Raw genomic sequence first — 24272 nt, forward strand, 5'->3', positions numbered from 1 at the left:
TAATGCTGGGTTAACTTAGCGAGCTAACGATACGAGTCATTTGCTTCACCAAAGGCCCGGTGCAGACGTATGCCGTCGGCACAAGAGAGCCGCATTAGCCTGAGTCGATCTGCACGAACCACCGCCGTGCCTGCGGCGGCAGATTGCTCGACCCCATAACCTCCATGAATATGCGGGCGTGCCCATGATTACCCTGAAACTCAACGGTCAAGACCATCAACTCGATGTCGGCGAAGACATGCCGCTGCTGTGGGCGATCCGTGACGTCGCCGGCTACAACGGCACCAAGTTCGGCTGCGGCATGGGCCTGTGCGGTGCATGCACCATCCATATCGACGGTTCGCCAGCCCGCAGCTGCATCACGCCGATCGGTTCGGTGGCCGGGCAGGACGTGACCACCCTCGACAACCTGCATGCCGACCCGGTGGGCCGGATCGTCCAGCAGGCCTGGCTCGACACCGCCGTGGCCCAGTGCGGTTACTGCCAGGGCGGGCAGATCATGTCCGCCACCGCGTTGCTCAAGGTAAACCCGAACCCTAGCGACGAGCAGATCGAAGAGGCGATGGTCGGCAACATTTGCCGTTGCGGCACCTACAACCGGATCAAGACCGCCATCCGCCAGGCGTCCACCCACCTGAAGGAGGCCAAGGCATGAGCCGTCTACCCAACGATTTCGCTCTGAGCAACCTCAGCCGCCGGGGCTTTCTCAAAGGCGTCGGCGCGACCGGCGCCCTGGTGCTGGCGGCGAGCTGGGGCTGGCAGGACGCTTTGGCCGAGGACAAGCCCAAGCAGTTCGGCGCCGACGGCATGCCCAACGGCTGGGTGGACGACCCGAAGGTCTACGTCAGCATCGCCGCCGACGGCACGGTGACGGTGGTGTGCAACCGTTCGGAAATGGGCCAGGGCGTGCGCACCAGCCTGTCCCTGGTGGTCGCCGACGAACTGGAAGCCGACTGGGCCCATGTGAAAGTGCAGCAGGCACCGGGTGACGAGGTGCGTTTCGGCAACCAGGACACCGACGGTTCGCGCAGCATGCGCCACTGGTACGAGCCGATGCGCCGTTGCGGCGCCGCCGCCCGCACCATGCTCGAACAGGCGGCCGCCGCCCAGTGGAAGGTGCCTGTGAGCGAATGCCATGCGCAACTGCACAAGGTCATTCACAAACCGTCCGGGCGCGAGCTGGGCTATGGCGAACTCGCTGCCGCCGCCAGTGCGTTGGCGGTGCCGGCCCGTGACGGCCTGCGACTCAAGCAGCCGTCGGAGTTCCGCTACATCGGCAAGGAAGGCACCAAGGCCATCGACGGCGCCGACATCGTCAACGGACGTGCCGTGTACGGGGCCGACGTGCATTTCGACGGCATGCTGTTCGCCGTCATCGCCCGGCCGGCAGTTTATGGCGGCACGGTCCGCTCGGTGGACGACAGCGCCGCACTGAAAGTGCCGGGGGTGCTCAAGGTCATCCGGATCGACGGCCGTCCGCTGCCTTCGGAGTTCCAGCCGCTGGGCGGCGTGGCGGTGGTGGCCAGCAACACGTGGGCGGCGCTCAAGGGCCGCGAAGCCCTGAAGATCGAGTGGGACGACGGGCCCAACGCCAGCTACGACTCGGTGGCCTACCGCAAGACGCTGGAAGCCGCTTCGCTGAAGCCGGGCAAAGTGGTGCGCAACACCGGCGACGTCGACAAGGCCATCGCCGCAGCCGCCGGCACCCTGGACGCCTCCTATTACCTGCCGCACCTGGCGCAGGCGCCGATGGAGCCGATGGTCGCCGTCGCCCGCTACAAGGACGGCACCTGCGAAGCCTGGGCGCCGAGCCAGGCACCCCAGGTCACCCGCGAGCGGATCGCCGAGCGTCTGGGCCTGCCGTTCGACAACGTCACCTTCAACGTCACCCTGCTGGGCGGCGGCTTCGGCCGCAAATCCAAACCGGACTTCGTGATCGAAGCCGCGATCCTGGCCAAGGAATTCCCCGGCAAGGCGGTGCGGGTGCAGTGGACGCGGGAAGACGACATCCACCATTCGTATTTCCACACCGTCTCCGCCGAGTACCTCAAGGCCGGCGTGGGCAAGGACGGCCTGCCGTCCGCCTGGCTGCATCGCACGGTGGCGCCGAGCATCAGCGCGCTGTTCGCGCCGGGCATGAACCACGAGGCGGCGTTCGAGCTGGGCATGGGCTTCACCAACATGGCGTACGCGATCCCCAACGTTCGCCTGGAGAACCCCGAAGCCGCCGTGCACACCCGGGTGGGCTGGTACCGCTCGGTGTCCAACATTCCCCATGGCTTCGCGATCCAGAGCTTCGTCGATGAGCTGGCGCACAGGGCCGGTGAGGATCCGCTCAAGTACCAGGTCCGGCTGCTCGGCCCGGATCGGCAGATCGACCCGCGCACCCTGAGCGAAGAGTGGAACTACGGCGAATCCCCGGAGCGCTATCCGATCGACACCGGGCGCATGCGCACCGTGCTGGAGACAGCAGCCAAGGCCGCCGGCTGGGGCCGCAAGCTGCCGAAAGGGCGCGGGCTGGGGTTGGCGGTGCATTACAGCTTCGTCACCTACGTGGCGGCGGTGATCGAAGTCGAGGTCAAGGACGACGGCACGCTGATCGTGCACAAGGCCGACATCGCCGTGGACTGCGGGCCGCAGATCAACCCCGAGCGCATCCGTTCGCAGTTCGAGGGCGCCTGTGTGATGGGGCTGGGCAATGCCGTGTGGGGCGAAATCAGCTTCAAGGACGGCAAGGTGCAGCAGGACAACTTCCATATGTATGAAGTGGCGCGCATGTCCCTGGCGCCGAAGGAGGTAGCGGTGCACCTGGTCACGCCGCCGGGCGACGTGCCGCTGGGCGGCGTCGGCGAACCGGGCGTGCCGCCGATTGCGCCGGCGCTGTGCAACGCGATCTTCGCTGCCACCCGCCAGCGGATCCGCAGCCTGCCGGTGCGCTACCAGTTGCAGGGCTGGCAAAAGGCGCAGGCGTGATGGACAGCGTCGATCTCAACGTCCTGCGCAGCGTGCTCCAGTGGCGCCGCGCCGGGCAGCGGGTGGTGCTGTTCAGCGTGGTGCAGACCTGGGGCACCGCGCCCCGGGCGCCTGGCGCGATGCTGGCGCTGCGTGAGGATGGCGTGGTGATCGGTTCGGTGTCCGGCGGTTGTGTCGAGGACGATCTGATCGCCCGTCTGCACGACGGCCGGATCCCTGCCGACGGGCCGCCGGTGCAGTTGATCACCTATGGCGTGACCCAGGAGGAAGCGGCGCGCTTCGGCCTGCCTTGCGGCGGCACCTTGCGCCTGACCGAGGAGCGGGTCGGTGATCCGGCCTGGGTCGCCGAGCTGATCGCCCGTTGCGATGACCACGAAATCGTCGCCCGGACACTGAATGTCGAGACAGGTGAGGTGACGTTGCAGGCGGCCGGCAAGCAGGATTCGCTGACCTTCGACGGCCGGGTCCTGCGCGCCATCTACGGCCCGCGCTGGCGGCTGTTGTTGATCGGCGCCGGGCAACTGTCGCGTTATGTGGCCGAGATGGCACGGCTGCTGGATTTCGAGGTGCTGATCTGCGATCCACGCACGGAGTTCGTGCAGGATTGGGAAGCGCTGCACGGGCGGTTCGTCCCCGGCATGCCGGACGACGCCGTGCTGAGCATCCAGGCCGACGAACGCACGGCGATTGTGGCGCTGACCCACGACCCGCGCCTCGACGATATGGCGTTGCTCACGGCGCTCGACTCCAGGGCGTTTTACGTCGGCGCCCTCGGCTCGCGGGTCAACAGCCGCAAGCGGCGCGACAACCTGGCTGAGCTAGGCTTGTCGGAACAGGCCATCGCCCGCTTGCACGGGCCGATCGGCCTGCCCATCGGCAGCCATTCCCCGGCGGAGATCGCCTTGTCGTTGCTGGCGGAAATCGTGGCGTTGAAAAACGGTGCCGGGCAGAAACAGAAAGAGGCAATGGAGAGCGTATGAGTCGATCCATCGGCGTGATTGTGCTCGCGGCAGGCGAGGGCAGACGGTTTCGCGAAGTGGCGGGGGCCGACAAGGACAAGCTGCTGGCCGATTGCACCGGGCGTGACGGCGCGGTGCGCTCGGTGATCGAACAGGTGCTGGTGAATCTGCCGGCTGAACTCGACAGGCGCGTGCTGGTGACCACCGAAGCGCGCCCGCAGGCCATGCGCATGGCGCAGGCGTATGGTTGTGACATCGTCTCGATCGAGTCCACCGGGATGGGCGACAGCATTGCGGCGGGGGTTGCGGCATGTCCTGATCTGGACGGCTGGCTGATTGTGCTGGGCGACATGCCGTTCATCCTGCCGTCCAGCATTGAGCAGGTGGTGGCTGCCGTCGCTGACGATGGCGTCAGTGTGCCGGTGTTCAACGGCGAGTTCGGGCATCCGGTCGGATTTGGCCACGCGTTCGGGCCGAAGTTGCAGGCGCTGTCCGGCGATCGGGGCGCCAGGCGGCTGTTTGAGCAAGGTCGGATGGTGGTGGAGGTGGCGGTGGATGATCCCGGGGTGTTATGGGACATCGATGTGCCGCAGGCGCTGCTTTTCACGCCATCCTGACGTGCCCCTGTAGGAGCGAGCAGGGGATTCACAGTTCGCGAAGGCAAAAAAAGCCCCGCCTGGATCACCAGGCGGGGCTTTTTAACGGCTGTCGGAATCAGACGAGCGGTTTGCTCTCGTGTTCTTTTTCCTCGGACCGTTCGTGCTGCTCGACCGCTTCCTGTACGGAGCGCGGCGCTTCGTCGATCACGGACTCAACCGGCGCAGTGGCTTCTTCGGCGACCGGGGCAGGGGCTGCCTCGACCACGGCTTCAGCGACCGGCTCCACGACGGCAACGGTTGCGGCAGCGGCGGCTGCAGCAGCGGCTTCGGCTTCACGCTTGCGGCGACGCACTTCACGTGGGTCGTTCGGTGCGCGGCCGCTCGGGCTCAGGGCGCTGGCCGGAGCCGCTTCTGCCGCTGGTGCAGCTTCGGCGACGGCTGGCGCTTCTTCGACGGCTGGAGCCGGCTCGACAGCCGCTTCCTCTACCTTGGCTTCTTCAACCGGCGCTGCCTCAACGGCAGGCGCAGGCGCAGGCGTTTCGGCGACGGCAGGTTCGGCAGCAGGCTCGGCGGCCCAGTTGAATGCGGTCTGCTCTTCGCGGACTTCACGCACGGTTTCGGTCACGGTTTCAGCGACGGTTTCGACAACCGACTCTTCGACAACGACCGGTGCCTCGGCGACGGCTGGTTCGGCGACCGCTTCAGCCTGAGGCTGTTCTTCGCGGGCCGGAGCCACTTCGACTTCCGGTGCGGCAATCGCTTCCACCGGCGAGGTCGCTTCGACGACCGGCGCTTCCGCTGGTGCAGCGTCCTGGACGGCGGCGGTGGCGCGTTCGGCCTGTTCGTTGGCCTCGGCTTCGGCCGGTGCGCTGATCACGGTGCCGGCGACGGCAGCGGTGACCGCCAGGCCGGCGGCCAGGTCGGCAGCGGCTGGCGTCGGTACGTTTTCGCCGGATTCGGACTCGTCCGAACCTTCGATCACGTTGCCGTTGGCATCACGCTGACGCTCGCGACGGTTGCTGCGACGGCGCTGGCCACGGGAACGGCGGCGTGGGCGGTCGCCTTCGGCGCTTTCCGAACCGTCTTCCGGCAGTTGCTCTTCGCCGACGACCGGTTGTGCGTTCAGTTCCTCTTCCGCCACGGCGGCAGCGGCCTGCTCGGCACGCGGTTGACGCTCTTCACGCGGAGGACGCGGCGCACGCTCTTCGCGTGGCTGACGCGCCGGACGCTCTTCAGCGGCGGCGGCCGGTGCGGCATCCAGAGGCTCGCGCAGTTCGCGCACGCGCTCTTCACGCTCGCCGCGTGGCTTGCGGTCTTCGCGCGGTGCGCGTGGCGCACGTTCTTCACGCGGGGCACGCGGTGCGCGCTCTTCGCGGGCAGCCGGCGCATCGTCACGGGCTTCGCGAGGCTCACGCAGTTCACGTGGCTCACGGGCTTCGCGTGGCTGACGCTCTTCACGAGGCTCGCGCGGTGCGCGTTCTTCACGCGGCGCACGCTCTTCGCGCGGCTTGCGGTCTTCGTCGCGGCGACCGTTACGGTTGCGGCTCTGTTGACGGCCGTTGCGGCGTTCTTCGTTGCGGGCCGGGCGTTCGGTGGCCGGTTTTTCGACCGCGACCGGAGCGGCAGGCTCTTCCTTGCTGGCGAACAGGCTGACCAGGGATTTCACCAGGCCCTTGAACAGGCTTGGCTCAGGCGCAGCGACAGGGGCCGGGGCCACAGGGGCCGGGGCGACGGCTTCGGTCGGAACCGGAGCGTTGGCGCGGGCCGGAGCGGTCTTGACGGCCGCTTCCTGGCGTACCAGGGTGCGGGTCGCGGCTGTCGGCTGGGCTTCTTCGGCTTCGGCGGCGGCAGCGGCGATCTCGTAGCTGGACTGGTTGTTCGCCGCTTCCGGGTTGTCGTCGCGCAGGCGCTGAACTTCGAAATGCGGGGTTTCGAGGTGGTCGTTCGGCAGGATGACGATGCGGGCGCGGGTGCGCAGTTCGATCTTGGTGATCGAGTTGCGTTTTTCGTTGAGCAGGAACGCGGCCACCGGGATCGGCACCTGGGCGCGGACTTCGGCGGTGCGGTCTTTCAGGGCTTCTTCTTCGATCAGGCGCAGGATCGCCAGGGACAGCGACTCGACGTCACGGATGATGCCGGTGCCGCTGCAGCGCGGGCAGACGATGCCGCTGCTTTCGCCCAGGGACGGACGCAGGCGCTGACGGGACATCTCCAGCAGGCCGAAGCGCGAGATGCGGCCGATCTGCACGCGGGCGCGGTCGGCTTCCAGGCATTCGCGGACTTTCTCTTCCACGGCGCGCTGGTTCTTGGCCGGGGTCATGTCGATGAAGTCGATGACGATCAGGCCGCCGATGTCGCGCAGGCGCAACTGACGGGCGATCTCTTCGGCGGCTTCAAGGTTGGTCTGCAGGGCGGTCTCTTCGATGTCGCTGCCTTTGGTGGCGCGCGCCGAGTTGATGTCGATGGACACCAGGGCTTCGGTCGGGTCGATGACGATGGAGCCGCCGGACGGCAGTTCGACGACGCGCTGGAAGGCGGTCTCGATCTGGCTTTCGATCTGGAAACGGTTGAACAGCGGCACGCTGTCTTCGTACAGCTTGATCTTGCTGGCGTACTGCGGCATCACCTGGCGGATGAAGGTCAGGGCTTCGTCCTGGGCTTCGACGCTGTCGATCAGCACTTCGCCGATGTCCTGGCGCAGGTAGTCGCGGATGGCGCGGATGATGACGTTGCTTTCCTGGTAGATCAGGAACGGCGCGGAACGGTCCAGCGAGGCTTCCTTGATGGCGGTCCACAGCTGCAGCAGGTAGTCGAGGTCCCACTGCATCTCTTCGCTGCTGCGGCCAAGGCCTGCGGTGCGCACGATCAGGCCCATGTCGGCCGGAGCCACCAGGCCGTTCAGCGCTTCGCGCAGTTCGTTGCGCTCTTCGCCTTCGATGCGGCGGGAGATGCCGCCGGCGCGCGGATTGTTCGGCATCAGGACGAGGTAACGGCCGGCCAGGCTGATGAAGGTGGTCAGGGCGGCGCCCTTGTTGCCACGCTCTTCTTTCTCGACCTGGACGATGACTTCCTGGCCTTCGCTCAGGACGTCCTTGATGTTGACGCGGCCTTCGGGGGCTTTCTTGAAGTATTCGCGGGAGATTTCTTTAAGGGGCAGGAATCCGTGGCGCTCGGAGCCAAAATCGACGAAGGCGGCCTCGAGGCTAGGTTCGATGCGAGTGATGCGGCCCTTGTAGATGTTGGCCTTCTTCTGCTCGCGGGCACCGGACTCGATGTCCAGGTCGTAGAGGCGCTGGCCGTCTACCAGGGCAACACGCAACTCTTCGGGTTGAGTTGCGTTAATCAGCATTCTTTTCATGTAGTACCGTCGGTTTCCGGGCTGCCGGAAACGGCGTTCGGCACACACGACTTCTCACGGTCGGTGTCAGGTGCGTCGGGAGTGGCTGGCCATTCCCGTGTCCAGCGATGTCCGGCCTGTGGCGCGGGTATCGCGACGTACGCGTCCTGCTTGCTGTGGCTACTTAAGCACTCAGTCAGGAGGAGGAATCAACCGGCGGCTGCGGACGGGATGAAGCGTCTTGATAAAGCCTGTCGCTACGCAGTCCAGCGGTTGTGCATCTCCACCCTACACGTATCCCTGATAATTCGGGTGCTGCCGCGCGCAGAATCCGCAGCGGGTTGGCATTTACCGTGAGCTCCGGTTTGGGGAGGTCACGCATCATGGCTTTTCAGGCGATGTTTCCGACGCCTTCGCTCGGGGTCATCCGCAGACGACTGCACTTTGTGAACTGGCCGTGAATATGGCGCGCCTGGCGAGTGGAAACTCTGCCTGGCGGCGTGAATCAGGCCTCATGTCACCTGCGCTCGTTGCATCTGCAAACTCCACCGTTACGTAGCGAAAGCCCCGTAGGACGGCCTTGCGTCCTGGTGAATTGCGTTGGTCAGGGCCGGTCTTTGACCGTGGTTCCGCTGTCCAGGCCGCTTTTGGCGGCGTTCGCGACTATAGCAGCAATGATTAAGTGCTTCAATTCCATAAAAATTGTTATCATCCGCGCCATGACGACTACGACCCCTCCGACTTCCGGCGTTCAAATGCTTGAGGTCTCGCCGGAATATGCCGGCCAACGAATCGACAATTTCCTTCTCGCCCGCCTCAAGGGTGTGCCCAAGACATTGATTTACCGCATTTTGCGCAAGGGCGAAGTGCGCGTGAACAAGGGTCGGATCAAGCCTGAGTACAAGCTGCAGGCCGGCGATGTCGTGCGCGTGCCGCCGGTTCGCGTGCCTGAGCGCGACGAGCCGGTGCCGGTCGCCCAGGGCCTGCTGCAGCGCCTGGAAGAGTCGATCGTCTACGAAGACAAGGCCCTGATCGTGATTAACAAGCCTGCCGGCATTGCGGTCCACGGCGGCAGCGGGCTGAACTTCGGCGTGATCGAGGCCTTTCGTCAGTTGCGTCCGGATGCCAAGGAGCTGGAGCTGGTGCACCGCCTCGATCGCGACACCTCCGGCCTGCTGATGATCGCCAAGAAGCGCAGCATGCTGCGCCACTTGCACGAGCAATTGCGCGGCGACGGCGTCGACAAACGGTACATGGCGCTGGTGCGCGGCCATTGGGCCACATCGATCAAGCAGGTGCGGGCGCCGTTGCTCAAGAGCAACCTGCGTTCCGGTGAGCGCATGGTCGAGGTCAACGACGAGGGCAAGGAAGCGTTGACCGTGTTCAAGGTGCTGCGCCGCTTCGGCGAGTTCGCGACCATGGTCGAGGCCAAGCCGGTGACCGGGCGTACCCACCAGATCCGCGTGCACACCCTGCATGCCGGGCATTGCATCGCCGGTGACAGCAAGTACGGCGATGACGATTTCACCAAGGAAATCCGCGAGCTGGGCGGCAAGCGTCTGTTTCTGCATGCGTACATGCTGACGGTGCCGCTGCCCGACGGCGGTGAACTGAAATTGCAGGCCCCGGTGGACGACATGTGGGCCAAGACCGTGGAGCGACTCAGTGCGGCACCCTGACTACGAGCTGCTGATCTTCGATTGGGACGGCACGCTGGCCGATTCCATCGGTCGGATCGTCGAGGCGATGCACGTCGCCTCCGAGCGTTCCGGCTTTGAATTGCGCGATGATTCTGCCGTCAAGGGCATCATCGGGCTGGGGTTGCCCGAGGCGATCCGCACGCTGTACCCGGAGATCGGCGATGATGAACTGATCGCCTTCCGCGGGCACTACGCCGATCACTACATCGCTGCCGAAGCCGTGCCTTCGCCGCTGTTCGAGGGCGTGGCGGAATCGCTGGAATCGTTCCGCGCCGACGGCTACCGCCTGGCGGTGGCGACCGGCAAGGCCCGGCGCGGTCTGGATCGGGTGCTGAGGGCGCACGGCTGGGAAGATTATTTCGATATCACCCGCGCCGCCGACGAGACCGCGAGCAAGCCGCACCCGCTGATGCTTGAGCAGATCCTCGCCCATTGCGGCGTGGAGCCTGCGCAGGCGCTGATGGTCGGGGACTCTTCCTTCGACCTGCAGATGGCGCGCAACGCCGGCATGGGGTCGGTGGCGGTCAGTTACGGCGCTCAGCCGATCGAGGCGTTGCAGGTGTTCGAGCCGCGCCTGGCGATCGATCGCTTTTCCCAATTGCATGCCTGGCTGGGGCAGCAGGCCTAATACGTTTTCGCTGGGGTGGATGGCATGACCGACGAATGGAAAGCACCGGCCAAGGCAAGTGCCGACGACGGTGACGCAAAGAGCTGGAAGCTGCTGGAGAAGACCCTCCTGGCCAGCGTGCAGGAACAACGCCGCTCGCGGCGCTGGGGGATCTTCTTCAAGCTGCTGACGTTCGTGTACTTGTTCGTTGCGTTGATCCTGTTCACGCCGCTGATGGACATGGAAAAGAACGCCACCCGCGGCTCGAACTACACGGCGTTGATCGACATCAACGGCATGATCGCCGACAAGGAGCCGGCCAGCGCCGACAACATCGTCGGCAGCCTGAGGGCGGCGTTCGAGGACAAGAAGGTCAAGGGCGTGATCCTGCGGATCAACAGTCCTGGCGGCAGTCCGGTGCAGTCCGGGTACGTGTACGACGAGATCAAGCGCCTGCGCGGCCTCAATCCGGACACCAAGCTGTATGCGGTGATTTCCGATCTCGGGGCGTCCGGTGCCTACTACATCGCCAGTGCGGCGGACCAGATCTATGCCGACAAGGCCAGTCTGGTGGGCTCCATCGGCGTGACGGCGGCGGGTTACGGCTTCGTCGGCACCATGGAGAAGCTGGGGGTCGAGCGTCGCACCTACACTTCTGGTGAGCACAAGTCATTCCTGGATCCGTTCCAGCCGCAGAAGCCTGAAGAGACCGCGTTCTGGCAAGGTGTGCTGGACACGACGCATCAGCAGTTCATCAACAGCGTCAAGAAGGGGCGTGGCGACCGGCTCAAGGACAAGGAGCACCCTGAGCTCTTTTCCGGCCTGGTCTGGTCCGGCGAGCAGGCCTTGCCGCTGGGGTTGATCGACGGGCTGGGCAACGCCAGTTCGGTGGCCCGTGACGTGATCGGCGAAAAGGAGTTGGTGGACTTCACGGTGCAGGAATCGCCGTTCGACCGTTTCTCCAAGAAGCTCGGCGCCAGCGTGGCCGAGCAGTTGGCGATGTGGATGGGCTTTCACGGTCCGTCGCTGCGCTGAGCGCTTGCTGACAACGGAAACCGGCCTTGAGGGCCGGTTTTTTGTGGTCAAGGGATTTGCACGCCCTCGGCCAGCAGCATGTCGGTCAGGCGGATCAGCGGCAGGCCGACCAGGCTGGTGGCGTCCGGGCCTTCGGTGCGCTGGAACAGGCTCACGCCCAGGCCTTCGGCCTTGAAGCTGCCGGCGCAGTCGTACGGCTGTTCGGCGCGCAGGTAGCGTTCGATGCGGGCTTCGTCCAGGATGCGCATGTGCACGGTGAAAGGGATGCAGTCGATCTGGCAGTGGCCTGTGCGGCTGTTGAGCAGGGCCAGGCCGGTGAGGAAGGTGACGCCGGCGCCGCTGGCGGCCAGCAGTTGTTCGCGGGCCTTTTCGAAGGTGTGCGGCTTGCCGATGATGCGCTCGCCGAGCACGGCGACTTGGTCGGAACCGATGATCAGGTGGTCGGGGTGGCTGCCGGCAAGGGCGCGGGCCTTCTGTTCGGCGAGGCGTTTGACTAGCTCGGTGGCGGACTCGCCCGGGCGGTGGCTTTCGTCGATGTCCGGCGAGCGGCAGGTGAACGGCAGGCGCAGGCGGCTGAGCAATTCCCGGCGGTACGTCGAGCTTGAAGCGAGTAATAAAGGCAGCATTCGCGTCTCCTGAGGCAGGGGCGGGATTCTAGCGGAGGCAGGCAACTGACGGACAGGGCGGAATTTCCTTTGACATGGGCGGGGGCATCCCTATAATGCTGCGCCTATGTTGAATGACCCGATTCCACCTCACGTTGACCCGCGCAAATTGGCTGATCGTGGCGCCACCCTTCAAGGTGAGCTGCTGCTGGCCGATTTGGAGAGACTCTGCGACCCGCTTTCCGACGATGTCGGTACGGTGCAGGCCAAATTCGTTTTTGAACGAGATGAACGTAATGCCGTGGTGATCCACAGCGTTATCGACACTGAAGTCAAAATGGTTTGCCAGCGTTGTCTTGAGCTGGTCACCCTGCCGATCCACAGCGAATGCAGTTACGCGGTGGTGAAGGAGGGTGCGAATACCCAGTCGTTACCGAAAGGTTATGACGTGCTGGAACTGGGCGAAGATCCTTTGGATCTGCAGTCACTGATCGAGGAAGAGCTTCTGCTCGCCTTGCCCATTGTGCCTGCTCATCATCCGGAAGAATGCCAGCAGCCGGCGGGCGCAGATGAGCCCGAGCCGAGCGAGGACGAGGTAACGCGGTCCAACCCGTTCAGTGTATTGGCGCAGTTAAAGCGTGACCCAAACGTTTAGGAGTTAATCAATTATGGCTGTTCAGCAGAACAAAAAATCCCGCTCTGCCCGTGACATGCGCCGTTCGCACGACGCTCTCGAGGCGAACGCTCTGTCCGTGGAAAAAACCACCGGTGAAGTACACCTGCGTCACCACGTATCGCCAGAAGGCGTATACCGTGGCCGTAAAGTGATCGACAAGGGCGCCGACGAGTAATCACTTGTCCGCTCAAGTCATCGCGATTGACGCAATGGGCGGGGACTTCGGTCCCCGCAGCATTGTTCAGGCCAGCCTCGCTTGCCTCTCCGCCACACCCTCGCTGCACCTGACCCTCGTCGGTCAACCCTCCCTGCTTGAAGAACTGCTCAGCGGCCAGTCGGCTGCGGATCGCTCGCGCCTGACGATCATGCCGGCGTCCGAAGTCGTCACCATGGACGAAAAACCCGCCCAGGCCCTGCGCGGCAAGCCGGACTCGTCGATGCGCGTCGCCCTTGAGCTGCTGCGCGACGGCAAGGCCCAGGCCTGCGTCAGCGCCGGCAACACCGGCGCGCTGATGGCGCTCTCCCGCTTCGTGCTCAAGACCTTGCCCGGCATTGACCGTCCGGCGATGGTCGCGGCCATCCCGACCCAGACAGGCTATTGCCAGTTGCTCGACCTGGGCGCCAACGTCGACTGCAGCGCCGAGCATCTGCTGCAGTTCGCGGTGATGGGCTCGGTGGCGGCGCAGACCCTGGGCATCGCCCGTCCGCGGGTGGCGCTGCTGAACATCGGCACCGAAGACATCAAGGGCAACCAGCAGGTCAAGCTGGCGGCCACGCTGCTGCAGGCGGCCCGGGGCATCCATTACATCGGGTTCGTCGAGGGGGACGGGCTGTACCGGGGCGAGGCGGATGTCGTGGTGTGCGACGGCTTCGTCGGCAACATCCTGCTCAAGTCCAGCGAAGGCCTGGCGGCGATGATCGCGGCGCGGATCGAGGCGCTGTTCAGGAAAAACCTGGCGTCCCGTGCGGTCGGCGCGCTGGCGTTGCCGTTGATGAAGCGTTTGCAGGCCGATCTGGCGCCGGCGCGGCACAACGGTGCGAGTTTTCTCGGGTTGCAGGGCATTGTGGTGAAAAGTCACGGTTCGGCAGGGGTGCAGGGCTTTCAGAGCGCCATTCAGCGTGCCCTGATCGAAATTCAGGAGAACCTGCCCGAGCGTCTTCACGGTCGTCTGGGTGATTTGTTGTCTTAGGCGTTTTCGTCGGACAATGCTTAAATGTGACCGCCCGGTTCAAAGGGCCATCCAACTGTTCAGTTTCTTGCGTCCCCCGGCGGGGCGCCAATTCTTCGACGACAAGATCATTAGGGGCTTGTTACATGTCTGCTTCCCTCGCATTCGTCTTTCCAGGACAGGGTTCGCAGTCCCTCGGCATGCTGGCCGAGCTGGGCGCGGAACATCCGTTGATCCTCGAAACCTTCAAAGAGGCCTCCGACGCCTTGGGCTACGACCTCTGGGCATTGACCCAGCAGGGCCCGGAAGAGCTGCTCAACCAGACCGACAAAACCCAACCCGCCATCCTGACCGCCTCCATCGCCCTGTGGCGCCTGTGGCTGGCTGAAGGCGGCGCACGTCCGGCGTTCGTCGCCGGCCACAGCCTGGGCGAGTACAGCGCGCTGGTCGCCGCCGGCAGCCTGAGCCTGGCCGATGCGGTCAAGCTCGTCGAGCGCCGCGGTCAACTGATGCAGGAAGCGGTTCCGGCCGGCCAGGGCGGCATGGCCGCCATCCTCGGCCTGGAAGACGCCGACGTGCAGGCGGCCTGCGCCGAAGCGGCACAGGGCGAAGTGGTCAGCGCAGTCAACTTCAACTCGCCGGGCCAGGTGGTGATCGCCGGCGCCAAGGCAGCCGTCGACCGCGCCATCGAGCTCTGCAAGGCCAAGGGCGCCAAGCGTGCCATGCCGCTGCCGGTCAGCGTGCCGTCGCACTGCGAGCTGATGCGTCCGGCCGCCGAGCGCTTCGCCGAAGCCGTCGCCGCCATCGATTGGCAGGCGCCGCAGATCCCGGTGGTGCAGAACGTCAGCGCGCAGGTGCCGGCGGATCTGGACACCCTCAAGCGCGATCTGCTGGAGCAGCTGTACAAGCCGGTGCGTTGGGTCGAGTCCGTGCAGACCCTGGCCGCCCATGGCGCCACCAGCCTGGTCGAATGCGGTCCGGGCAAAGTCCTGGCCGGTCTGAACAAGCGCTGCGCCGAAGGCGTATCGACCTCCAACCTCAACACCCCAGACGCTTTCGCTGCCGCCCGCGCAGCGCTGGCCTGAATCAGGAGAAGCTTGCATGAGTCTGCAAGGTAAAGTTGCACTGGTCACCGGCGCCAGCCGTGGCATCGGCCAGGCCATCGCCCTGGAACTGGGTCGTCAAGGCGCCATCGTCGTCGGCACCGCGACCTCCGCCTCGGGCGCCGAGCGCATCGCCGCCACCCTGAAGGAACACGGCATCCAAGGCACCGGCCTGGAACTCAACGTCACCAGCGACGAATCGGTCAGCGCGGTGCTGGCAAGCATCCAGGAGCAGTTCGGCGCACCGGCGATCCTGGTCAACAATGCCGGCATCACCCGTGACAACCTGATGATGCGCATGAAAGACGACGAATGGTACGACGTGATCGATACCAACCTGAACAGTCTGTATCGCCTGTCCAAGGGCGTTCTGCGCGGCATGACCAAGGCGCGTTGGGGCCGGATCATCAGTATCGGCTCGGTGGTGGGTGCCATGGGCAACGCCGGGCAAGTAAACTATGCGGCCGCCAAGGCCGGTCTGGAAGGTTTCAGCCGTGCGATGGCCCGTGAAGTCGGTTCGCGCTCGATTACGGTCAACTCGGTGACCCCAGGGTTCATCGACACCGATATGACCCGCGAGCTGCCGGAAGCGCAGCGCGAAGCCTTGCAGACGCAAATTCCGCTGGGTCGTCTGGGGCAGGCTCAAGAGATCGCATCCGTGGTCGCTTTTCTTGCGTCCGACGGCGCGGCATACGTGACCGGGGCTACAATCCCGGTGAACGGCGGGATGTACATGTAAGACAAATGTGACGGATTGCTTCAAAAAAATGTCATACGAGCTGTCTAAAATCCGTTATAAAGCTGCAATCTATTTATAGGCAGGGGGCCGCAGGGTTCGAGGAGTGAAGCTTTCAGTTGAAAAGCTGAAAAGCCTTTCTATACACTTACCCACCGGCCAGCTGCCTGAATTTGTCCATTAGGAGTGAAAACAAGGTATGAGCACCATCGAAGAGCGCGTCAAGAAAATCGTTGCCGAGCAACTGGGTGTTAAAGAAGAAGAAGTGAAGAACGAATCTTCCTTCGTTGACGACCTGGGTGCCGACTCCCTTGACACCGTTGAGCTGGTGATGGCTCTGGAAGAGGAATTCGAGACCGAAATCCCTGACGAAGAAGCCGAGAAGATCACTACCGTACAAGCTGCAATCGATTACGTTAACGCTCATCAGGCGTAATAGTTTGTAATCGTTGTTCGCTGTCATGGAAAAACCGCACTGCCATCATGGCGTGCGGTTTTTTCTTTAGGTCTGATGCAAATCGTCATTTGAAAAAGGAGAGTGCTGTGTCGCGTAGACGCGTCGTAGTCACCGGTATGGGTATGTTGTCGCCACTGGGCACGGACGTGCCGAGCAGTTGGCAGGGCATTCTGGCTGGCCGCAGTGGCATTGGTCTGATCGAACACACCGACCTTTCTGCCTATTCCACCCGTTTCGGCGGCTCGGTAAAGGGCTTCAATGTCGAGGAATACCTGTCGGTCAAGGAAGCGCGCAAGCTCGACCTGTTCATTCAGTACGGTCTCGCGGCGGGCTTTCAGGCCGTGCGCAACGCCGGCCTGGAAGTCACCGACGCCAACCGCGAACGCATCGGCGTGGCCATGGGTTCGGGCATCGGCGGACTGACCAACATCGAAGAGACCAGCCGCACGTTGCATGAGACCGGCCCACGCCGGATTTCCCCGTTCTTCGTGCCGGGCTCGATCATCAACATGATTTCCGGTTTCCTGTCGATCCACCTGGGTGCACAGGGCCCCAACTACGCCATCGCGACGGCCTGCACCACCGGCACGCACTGCATCGGCATGGCCGCCCGCAACATCATGTACGGCGAAGCCGACGTGATGATCGCCGGCGGTGCCGAAATGGCCGCCTGCGGCTTGGGCATGGGCGGCTTCGGTGCCTCCCGTGCGCTGTCGACCCGCAATGACGAGCCGACCCGCGCCAGCCGTCCATGGGACAAGGGCCGTGACGGTTTCGTGCTGTCCGACGGCGCCGGCGCCCTGGTGCTTGAAGAGCTGGAGCACGCCAAGGCCCGCGGCGCGACCATCTACGCCGAGCTGATCGGCTTCGGCACCAGCGGCGACGCCTACCACATGACGTCGCCGCCCGCCGACGGCGCCGGTGCCGCGCGCTGCATCACCAATGCGCTGCGCGACGCGAAGATCAACGCCGACCAGGTGCAGTACATCAACGCCCACGGCACCTCGACCCCGGCCGGCGACCTCGCCGAAGCCCAGGCGATCAAGACCGTGTTCGGCGACCATGCCTACCGGCTGGCGGTCAGTTCGACCAAGTCCATGACCGGCCACCTGCTGGGTGCGGCGGGCGCGGTCGAGGCGATCTTCAGCGTGCTGGCGATCAACAGCCAGGTGGCGCCGCCGACGATCAACCTCGATGAGCCGGACGATGGCTGCGACCTCGATTTCGTGCCGCACACCGCGCGCAACATGGACATCGACGTCGTGCTGTCCAACTCCTTCGGGTTCGGCGGCACCAACGGCACGTTGGCGTTCCGTCGGTTCGCCGGCTGATGGACTGCTGGGTCGACGGTCAACCGGCTGACGCACTGTCGCTGAAAGATCGCGGCCTGGCCTACGGCGACGGTCTTTTCGAGACCATCGCCGTGCGGGGCGGGCAACCGTTGCTGCTGGACCGGCATCTGGCGCGTCTGGCCGAAGGCTGTTCGCGCCTGGCCATCGCGGCCGATCCCGAGCGGATCCGCGATGAGCTGTCGAGCTATGCGCTTGCGATGGGGGAGGGTGTGCTCAAGCTCATCCTCACCCGGGGCGACGGCCAGCGCGGTTACGCGCCCGACACGACGGCGCCGGGGCGGCGCATTCTGCAGGCCAGCCCTGCGCCGTCCTATCCCGCCGCCCACGGTGAGCAGGGCATCCGCCTGTTTCCGTGCAGCACGCGCCTTTCCCACCAGCCGCTCCTCGCCGGGCTCAAGCACCTCAACCGACTCGAACAGGTCATCGCCCGCAGCGAATGGCAGGACAGCGAGCACGCCGAAGGCTTGATGCTCGACCAGGCCGGCCGGGTGATCGAGGGTGTGTTCAGCAACCTGTTCCTGGTGCGCGACGGCGTCCTGGTCACGGCGGACCTGAAGCGCTGCGGGGTGGCCGGCGTGATGCGCGCCGAGCTGCTGTCACAGGCCTGTGCCCTCGGAATTGCCACCCAAATCACCGACATCGGCCTCGAACAGCTGCAATGGGCCGATGAAGTGTTTGTCTGCAACAGCGTCTATGGCGTCTGGCCGGTACGTGCCTGCGCTGCACTGAGCTGGCCGGTTGGTCCGCTCACCCGTAAACTGCAAACCATTGCCCGCGCGCTACTGGATGCCTGATTCGTGAGACGTAAACTTTTGCTGCTGCTGGAGACCGGACTGGTTCTGGCAGGGCTGCTGATGGGCGCCAGCGCCTGGAAGATCCATTCGGCGCTGGAACAGCCGCTGAACATCACGCAGGAAGAACTGCTGAATGTTCCCAAGGGGTCGACCCCCACCCGCACGTTCCTCGGGCTCGAAGCGGACGGCGTCATCAAGGACGCTTTCTGGCTGCGGGTCTATTGGCGATTCAACCTGGCCGGAACCCCGATTCACAGCGGTGAATACCGCATGCAGCCGGGCATGACCGTCAACGGGCTGATCGAGTTGTGGAAGCGGGGCGATGTGGTTCAGTACAGCCTGACCCTGGTCGAAGGCTGGAACTTCCATCAGGTGCGCGCCGCCTTGGCCAAGGACGAGAAGCTCGAACAGACCCTCAACGGCCTCAGCGACAGCCAGGTGATGGAGAAGATCGGCCATCGCGGCTTGTTCCCGGAAGGCCGTTTCTTCCCGGACACCTACCGTTTCGTGCGTGGCATGAGCGACACCGAACTGCTCAAGAAGGCCTTCGACCGCCTGGACGAAGTGTTGGCCAAGGAGTGGGAGAACCGCTCGGCCGATGCACCTTACACCGAGCCTTACCAGGCGCTGATCATGGCTTCGCTGGTGGAGAAGGAAACCGGCGTGCCTCAGGAGCGCGGCCAGATCGCGGGCGTGTTCGTGCGGCGCATGGCGCTCGGGATGCAGCTGCAGACCGACCCGACCGTGATCTACGGGCTGGGCGACCGCTACACCGGCAAACTGACCCGGGCCCATCTCAAGGAAGCCACGCCGTACAACACCTATGTGATTCCAGGATTGCCGCCGACGCCGATCGCCATGGTCGGACGCGAGGCGATCCATGCCGCCCTCAACCCGGTGGAAGGCAACAGCCTGTATTTTGTCGCCCGGGGCGACGGCAGCCATGTGTTCTCCGACGACCTGGAGGCGCACAACAACGCGGTGCGCGAGTTTCAGCTCAAGCGCCGTGCCGATTACCGCTCCAGCCCTGCGCCGGCCGGCCAGGCCCCGACGCAGGAGACCGCACCGGCAGGCGATGACGTGATCCCCGCCGCCGCGCCCGATGCTGCGCCGGAATCGTTGCCGCCGGTTCCGCCGCAGGAGCCGGCGCCGGCCCCTGAGGCGACCGCTCCGCAAACGACGCAATGAATTTGATGAAGGACTGTCCGTGACTGGCTTGTTTATCACCCTGGAAGGCCCGGAAGGCGCCGGCAAAAGCACCAACCGCGAATACCTCGCCGAGCGGCTGCGCGCCGCCGGCATCGAAGTGGTGCTGACCCGCGAGCCCGGCGGTACGCCGCTGGCCGAACGCATCCGCGAGGTGCTGTTGGCCCCGGCCGACGAAGTCATGAACTCCGACGCCGAACTGCTGCTGGTGTTCGCCGCCCGTGCCCAGCACCTGGCCGAAGTGATCCGTCCGGCGCTGGCCCGGGGAGCGGTGGTGCTGTGCGACCGCTTCACCGATTCGACCTATGCGTACCAGGGCGGCGGCCGTGGTTTGTCGCTGGAGCGCATCGCCGCGCTGGAAAGCTTTGTCCAGGGCGATCTGCGTCCGGACTTCACGTTGGTTTTCGATTTGCCGGTGGACGTCGGTCTGGCCCGGGCCGCTGCCCGTGGCCGGTTGGATCGGTTCGAGCTGGAAGGTCAGGCGTTTTTCGAAGCGGTGCGCGGCGCGTTCCTCAAGCGGGCCGAGGCTGACCCAAAGCGCTATGTGCTGATCGATGCCGCGCAGCCCTTGGCGCAGGTTCAGCAATCCCTCGACGCCTTGCTGCCGCGTCTCCTGGAGCGCAGCCGTGGCTGAAGCCTACCCCTGGCAGGACAGCCTTTGGCAGCAACTGGCCGGACGCAGCCAGCACGCCCACGCCTACTTGCTGCACGGGCCTGCCGGCATCGGCAAGCGGGCGTTGGCCGAACGGCTGATGGCCAGCCTGTTGTGCCAGCGCCCGACACCGGACGCCTGCGGCGAATGCAAATCCTGCCTGCTGCTCAAGGCCGGCAGCCATCCGGACAACTACATCCTGGAGCCGGAGGAGGCCGACAAGGCGATCAAGGTCGACCAGGTGCGCGATCTGGTGAGCTTTGTGGTGCAGACCGCGCAACTGGGCGGGCGCAAGGTGGTGCTGATCGAACCGGTGGAATCGATGAACATCAACGCCGCCAACGCCTTGCTCAAGAGCCTTGAAGAGCCTTCCGGCGATACCGTGCTGCTGTTGGTCAGCCATCAGCCGAGCCGCCTGCTGCCGACGATCAAGAGCCGCTGCGTGCAGCAGGCCTGTCCGCTGCCGGGCGAGGCGATGAGCCTGAATTGGCTGGCCGGCGCCTTGCCGGAATGTTCCGAAGACGAGCGTGTCGAACTGTTGACCCTGGCCGCCGGTTCGCCGCTGGCAGCGGTCACCCTGCACAATCAGGGCGTGCGCGAGCAGCGGGCGCAGGTGGTCGACGGGGTGAAGAAGCTGCTCAAGCAACAGCAATCGCCGATGCAACTGGCCGAGGAATGGAAGAACATTCCGATGCTGCGCCTGTTCGACTGGTTTTGCGATTGGTCGAACCTGATCCTGCGCTATCAGTTGACCCAGGATGAAACCGGCCTGGGTCTGAGCGACATGCAGAAGGTCGTGCAGTACCTGGCGCAGAAAAGCGCCCAGGGCAAAGTGCTCGACATCCAGGACTGGATCCTGGCCCAGCGCCAGAAGGTGCTGAGCAAGGCCAACCTCAATCCGGCGCTGTTGCTGGAGTCGCTGCTGGTGCAGTGGGCGGGCTTGCCTGCCCAGCGCTGACGCTTGCGAGAGCGCCGCAAAAGCGGCGGTGTGTGCCTAGACTCTGAAGATCAGCAGTGGAGGTCAACATGAATGAACCTGTCAGCCCCGGGCCGCGCAACGGCATCCTTTCCCTGACCATCAAGGACAAGTCGGTGCTGTATGCCGCCTACATGCCGTTCATCAAGAACGGCGGCCTGTTCATCCCGACCAACAAAAGCTATCGGTTGGGCGATGAGGTGTTCATGCTGCTGCACCTGATGGACGAGGCGGAAAAGATACCGGTCGCCGGCAAAGTGGCCTGGATCACCCCCAAAGGGGCGCAAGGCAACCGCGCGGCGGGCGTCGGCGTGCAGTTCAACGATGGCGACAACACCGCCCGCAGTCGCATCGAAACCCATCTGGCCGGAGCCCTGAAGTCCGACCGTCCCACTCATACGATGTAAGTTGCAGTCCTTTTATGCTTGTAGATTCCCATTGCCACCTCGATCGCCTTGACCTCGCCGCCCACGACGGCTCCCTGGATGCCGCACTGGACGCCGCCCGGCAGCGGGGTGTCGGGCACTTCCTGTGCATCGGCATCAGTGCCGACAACGCCGCCGACGTGAAAGCGCTGGCCGAACGCTACGACGACGTCGACTGTTCGGTGGGCGTGCATCCGCTGGACGTCCAGCCGGGCGCGGCGCCGGCGCTGGATTGGCTGTTGCGTGAAGTCGATCACCCCAAGGTGGTGGCCATCGGCGAGACCGGGCTGGACTACCACTACGAACCGGAAGCCGCCGAACTGCAGCAGGAATCCTTCCGCCTGCACCTGCAGGCCGCGAAGCAGACCGGCAAGCCGGTGATCATCCATACCCGCGGAGCGCGCGAGGACACCCTGGCGCTGCTGCGCGAGGCGGCGCTGCCCCAGGCCGGCGTGCTGCATTGCTTCACCGAGGATTGGGACATGGCCAAGGCCGCCCTGGACATGGGCTATTACATTTCCCTGTCGGGCATCGTCACGTTCCGCAACGCCGATGCGCTGCGCGATGTGGCCAGCCGGGTGCCGGCGGACCGCCTGCTGGTGGAGACCGACTCGCCGTATCTCGCGCCGATCCCGTACCGGGGCAAGCCGAACCTGCCGCAGTACGTGCGGGAAGTGGCAGAGTTCCTGGCGATGCTGCGTGGGGAAAGCTACGAGAGCTTTGCCGCGCAGACCACCGCGAACTTCAGGCGGCTGTTCCCGCTGGCTCACGTAAGCGCCTGAATCGCGGGCAAAAAAAACCCGGGTTCTGGGGGGTGAATCCGGGTTAAGACCATTAGGAGTAAAACAAAGGCACGCGGTCCTTTGGTACCTTTACCGGCGCGGCACTTGGGGGAGATGCCGCCCGACAGTTCAAGTATTGATCAGTCTGGCGTTCAGTCCAGTGGGTCGGCCGGGGTTTTTAAACAAATTTGGAATACGATCGCTTCGGTTGAGTTCTCATTCCCGGGCAAACGTTCGTGAAACGAACGGGAAACACAGATATGGTCGGATGATCCGTGCATTTTTGCGCAAGTTAGGCATAATACGCGGCTTCGTATTTTGACCCCTACAGACCTTTTCTTATGCACAAAGAACCTCGTAAGGTCCGTGAGTTTCGTCGCCGCGAGCAAGAAATTCTCGATACCGCGCTCAAGCTGTTCCTCGAACAAGGTGAAGACAGTGTCACCGTCGAGATGATTGCTGATGCCGTGGGTATCGGCAAAGGCACGATCTACAAGCACTTCAAGTCCAAGGCGGAGATCTACCTGCGCCTGATGCTCGATTACGAGCGGGACCTGAACGCGCTGTTGCATTCGGCCGATGTCGACAAGGACAAGGAAGCCCTGTCCCGTGCCTACTTTGAATTCCGCATGCGCGATCCGCAGCGCTACCGCCTGTTCGACCGGCTGGAAGAAAAAGTGGTCAAGGGCAATCAGGTGCCGGAAATGGTCGAGGAGCTGCACAAGATCCGCGCCTCGAACTTCGAACGTCTGACCCTGCTCATCAAAGGCCGCATCAGCGAAGGCAAGCTGGAGGACGTGCCGCCGTACTTCCACTACTGCGCGTCCTGGGCGCTGGTGCACGGCGCCGTGGCGCTGTATCACTCGCCGTTCTGGAGCAACGTGCTGGAGGACCAGGAAGGTTTCTTCCAGTTCCTGATGGACATCGGCGTGCGCATGGGCAACAAGCGCAAGCGTGACCCTGAAGCGCCGACCAACTGAAGCCATTCAGTTGCCTTATCGCGCCATGTTTTCGCTGCATGGCGCAGTACCACAGGAATATACTCAGGCATAGGGGTTGCTAAAACTTGATTTGTGAGTCAAGTTTTAGCCGCCCGATTTACTGTTGCCGGAGTGATCATGATCGTTGACCGTCAAGGCAGGCGTTTTCGCAATCTGCGGATCAGCCTGACCTCTGCCTGCAATTACGCCTGTACCTACTGCGTGCCGAACGGCAAGCGGCTGGTGGCTGCGCAGGATGAGCTGTCGGCCGAGGCCATGGCGCGCGGCGTGGCCTATCTGATCGAGGCGGCGGGCATCGAGCGTCTGCGCATCACCGGTGGCGAGCCGCTGGTCAGCCCCAAGCTCGAATCCTTCATGGGCGCCGTCGGCCAGATGGGGCTGGAGGACATCAGCCTCACCACCAACGGTCAGTTGCTGGCGAAAAAACTGCCGTTGCTGGTCGACGCCGGCCTGCGACGGATCAACGTTTCCCTCGATACCCTGGACGCCGGTGCCTTTCGCAGCATCGCCCGTGGCGGCGACCTGGCCACGGTGCTCGACGGCATGGAGCAGGCCGCGGCGGCGGGCCTGAAGATCAAGGTCAACATGGTGCCGTTGCGCGGGCAGAACCTCGATCAGGTGATGCCGCTGCTCGACTACTGCCTGGCGCGGGGTTACGAGCTGCGCTTCATCGAGCTGATGCGCATGGGCCACCTGGCCAACGACACCAATGCCTTCCTGCAGCAGTTCGTCAGCCTGCAGCAGTTGCTCAGCCTGATCGGCGAGCATTACGAGTTCGCCCAGGCCGATGCGCCCATCGATGCCACCGCCGTGCGCTACGGGATTCCCGGCGTCGGTCATTTCGGCGTGATCGCCAATGAAAGCGTGCCGTTCTGCCGGACGTGCTCGCGGTTGCGCCTGTCTTCCACCGGTTGGCTGCATGGCTGCCTGTCGTCGAGCAACCGCCACTATGTCGGCGACCTGCTCGACAAGCCTCGCCATCAGGCGTTGCCGGCGTTGCAACGGTTGCTGGTCAAGGCGCTGGGGGACAAGCAGGAGGTGGCGTTCTCCGGCGGCGCGACGGTGATGAAGATCATCGGTGGCTGAGCCGGCCTCTTTGCGAGCTGTGAGACGCACCGGATGACCGAG

24 protein-coding genes are annotated in these 24272 nt (G+C 64.3%); 22 read left to right on the forward strand and 2 right to left on the reverse strand.

The genetic code is table 11. The features are described from left to right. The first annotated feature begins 184 nt into the window (after positions 1-184). From CAG33_RS02050 to CAG33_RS02065, 4 genes are read left to right on the forward strand one after another with little or no spacing between them, the layout of a single operon-like run. On the forward strand, positions 185-655 hold the full coding sequence (locus CAG33_RS02050; protein ID WP_085578132.1) for a (2Fe-2S)-binding protein: 471 nt from the start codon (positions 185-187) through the stop codon (positions 653-655). Next, complete coding sequence (locus CAG33_RS02055; RefSeq protein ID WP_085629679.1) at positions 652-2973, forward strand: xanthine dehydrogenase family protein molybdopterin-binding subunit; 2322 nt, start codon at positions 652-654, stop codon at positions 2971-2973. Before CAG33_RS02050 ends, CAG33_RS02055 begins: the two co-directional genes overlap by 4 nt. After that, positions 2973-3953 (forward strand): XdhC family protein, encoded by a 981-nt coding sequence (locus CAG33_RS02060; protein ID WP_085578130.1) that lies wholly within the window; start codon positions 2973-2975, stop codon positions 3951-3953. The genes CAG33_RS02055 and CAG33_RS02060 overlap by 1 nt, the downstream gene beginning before the upstream one ends. Continuing rightward, positions 3950-4549 carry a nucleotidyltransferase family protein gene (locus CAG33_RS02065; RefSeq protein WP_085578129.1) on the forward strand — a complete coding sequence of 200 codons (600 nt, stop codon included), beginning with the start codon at positions 3950-3952 and terminating at the stop codon, positions 4547-4549. The genes CAG33_RS02060 and CAG33_RS02065 overlap by 4 nt, the downstream gene beginning before the upstream one ends. A gap of 97 nt (positions 4550-4646) precedes the next feature. Here CAG33_RS02065 and rne read toward each other — a convergent pair whose 3' ends face one another. Then, the gene (gene rne, locus CAG33_RS02070; RefSeq protein ID WP_085636721.1) at positions 4647-7889 is read right to left on the reverse strand and encodes a ribonuclease E; all 3243 of its coding nucleotides are present in this window, start codon (positions 7887-7889) and stop codon (positions 4647-4649) included. A 698-nt stretch (positions 7890-8587) separates the two neighbouring features. Between rne and rluC the strand changes: the two genes are divergently transcribed. The 3 genes from rluC to CAG33_RS02090 are packed head-to-tail and all read left to right on the forward strand — an operon-like array spanning position 8588 to position 11210. Beyond that, entirely contained in the window at positions 8588-9547 is a 960-nt protein-coding gene (gene rluC, locus CAG33_RS02080; RefSeq protein WP_085629685.1) for a 23S rRNA pseudouridine(955/2504/2580) synthase RluC, read from the forward strand. Continuing rightward, positions 9534-10196, forward strand: a complete 663-nt coding sequence (locus CAG33_RS02085; protein ID WP_085578126.1) for an HAD-IA family hydrolase — start codon at positions 9534-9536, stop codon at positions 10194-10196. Before rluC ends, CAG33_RS02085 begins: the two co-directional genes overlap by 14 nt. A 24-nt stretch (positions 10197-10220) precedes the next feature. Then, positions 10221-11210, forward strand: a complete 990-nt coding sequence (locus tag CAG33_RS02090; protein WP_085578125.1) for a S49 family peptidase — start codon at positions 10221-10223, stop codon at positions 11208-11210. A gap of 47 nt (positions 11211-11257) precedes the next feature. On the opposite strand, the gene CAG33_RS02095 is transcribed toward CAG33_RS02090, so the two are convergent. Next, positions 11258-11836: a nucleoside triphosphate pyrophosphatase gene (locus CAG33_RS02095; protein WP_085636723.1), complete on the reverse strand. Its 579-nt coding sequence runs from the start codon at positions 11834-11836 to the stop codon at positions 11258-11260. Between the two features lie 106 nt (positions 11837-11942). Here CAG33_RS02095 and CAG33_RS02100 point away from each other — a divergent pair, with 106 nt between their 5' ends. The 15 genes from CAG33_RS02100 (at position 11943) to CAG33_RS02170 (ending at position 24230) form a co-directional block, all read left to right on the forward strand. Continuing rightward, positions 11943-12470 (forward strand): YceD family protein, encoded by a 528-nt coding sequence (locus CAG33_RS02100; protein ID WP_085578123.1) that lies wholly within the window; start codon positions 11943-11945, stop codon positions 12468-12470. A 13-nt stretch (positions 12471-12483) separates the two neighbouring features. After that, positions 12484-12666 (forward strand): 50S ribosomal protein L32, encoded by a 183-nt coding sequence (gene rpmF / locus CAG33_RS02105; protein ID WP_009406838.1) that lies wholly within the window; start codon positions 12484-12486, stop codon positions 12664-12666. 4 nt (positions 12667-12670) lie between these two features. Continuing rightward, the gene (plsX, locus tag CAG33_RS02110; protein WP_085636725.1) at positions 12671-13681 is read left to right on the forward strand and encodes a phosphate acyltransferase PlsX; all 1011 of its coding nucleotides are present in this window, start codon (positions 12671-12673) and stop codon (positions 13679-13681) included. A 125-nt stretch (positions 13682-13806) separates the two neighbouring features. Then, the gene (fabD, locus tag CAG33_RS02115) at positions 13807-14745 is read left to right on the forward strand and encodes an ACP S-malonyltransferase (RefSeq protein WP_085636727.1); all 939 of its coding nucleotides are present in this window, start codon (positions 13807-13809) and stop codon (positions 14743-14745) included. A gap of 16 nt (positions 14746-14761) precedes the next feature. After that, a complete protein-coding gene (gene fabG / locus CAG33_RS02120; RefSeq protein WP_085578120.1) occupies positions 14762-15502 on the forward strand; it encodes a 3-oxoacyl-ACP reductase FabG in 741 nt (246 codons plus the stop codon). A 196-nt stretch (positions 15503-15698) separates the two neighbouring features. After that, positions 15699-15935 (forward strand): acyl carrier protein, encoded by a 237-nt coding sequence (gene acpP, locus CAG33_RS02125; protein WP_085578119.1) that lies wholly within the window; start codon positions 15699-15701, stop codon positions 15933-15935. A gap of 107 nt (positions 15936-16042) precedes the next feature. Further along, positions 16043-17287 carry a beta-ketoacyl-ACP synthase II gene (gene fabF / locus CAG33_RS02130; RefSeq protein ID WP_085578118.1) on the forward strand — a complete coding sequence of 415 codons (1245 nt, stop codon included), beginning with the start codon at positions 16043-16045 and terminating at the stop codon, positions 17285-17287. Further along, on the forward strand, positions 17287-18102 hold the full coding sequence (pabC, locus tag CAG33_RS02135) for an aminodeoxychorismate lyase (RefSeq protein WP_085578117.1): 816 nt from the start codon (positions 17287-17289) through the stop codon (positions 18100-18102). The genes fabF and pabC overlap by 1 nt, the downstream gene beginning before the upstream one ends. Before the next feature lie 3 nt (positions 18103-18105). Then, on the forward strand, positions 18106-19290 hold the full coding sequence (gene mltG, locus CAG33_RS02140) for an endolytic transglycosylase MltG (RefSeq protein ID WP_085578116.1): 1185 nt from the start codon (positions 18106-18108) through the stop codon (positions 19288-19290). Positions 19291-19309: 19 nt separating this feature from the next. After that, complete coding sequence (gene tmk, locus CAG33_RS02145) at positions 19310-19942, forward strand: dTMP kinase (protein WP_085578115.1); 633 nt, start codon at positions 19310-19312, stop codon at positions 19940-19942. Then, positions 19935-20918, forward strand: a complete 984-nt coding sequence (locus tag CAG33_RS02150) for a DNA polymerase III subunit delta' (RefSeq protein ID WP_085578114.1) — start codon at positions 19935-19937, stop codon at positions 20916-20918. The genes tmk and CAG33_RS02150 overlap by 8 nt, the downstream gene beginning before the upstream one ends. Before the next feature lie 68 nt (positions 20919-20986). Then, a complete protein-coding gene (locus CAG33_RS02155; RefSeq protein WP_085578113.1) occupies positions 20987-21343 on the forward strand; it encodes a PilZ domain-containing protein in 357 nt (118 codons plus the stop codon). A 14-nt stretch (positions 21344-21357) separates the two neighbouring features. After that, positions 21358-22143, forward strand: coding sequence for a TatD family hydrolase (locus tag CAG33_RS02160; RefSeq protein WP_085636729.1), 786 nt, complete (start codon positions 21358-21360; stop codon positions 22141-22143). 341 nt (positions 22144-22484) lie between these two features. Beyond that, positions 22485-23123, forward strand: a complete 639-nt coding sequence (locus CAG33_RS02165) for a TetR/AcrR family transcriptional regulator (RefSeq protein WP_085578111.1) — start codon at positions 22485-22487, stop codon at positions 23121-23123. 138 nt (positions 23124-23261) lie between these two features. Next, positions 23262-24230: a GTP 3',8-cyclase MoaA gene (locus tag CAG33_RS02170; RefSeq protein WP_085578110.1), complete on the forward strand. Its 969-nt coding sequence runs from the start codon at positions 23262-23264 to the stop codon at positions 24228-24230. Positions 24231-24272: the final 42 nt, after the last annotated feature.

Origin of the sequence: Pseudomonas sp. B3(2017) (genome assembly GCF_002113595.1) — a bacterium.
Classification (GTDB): domain Bacteria; phylum Pseudomonadota; class Gammaproteobacteria; order Pseudomonadales; family Pseudomonadaceae; genus Aquipseudomonas; species Aquipseudomonas ekonensis.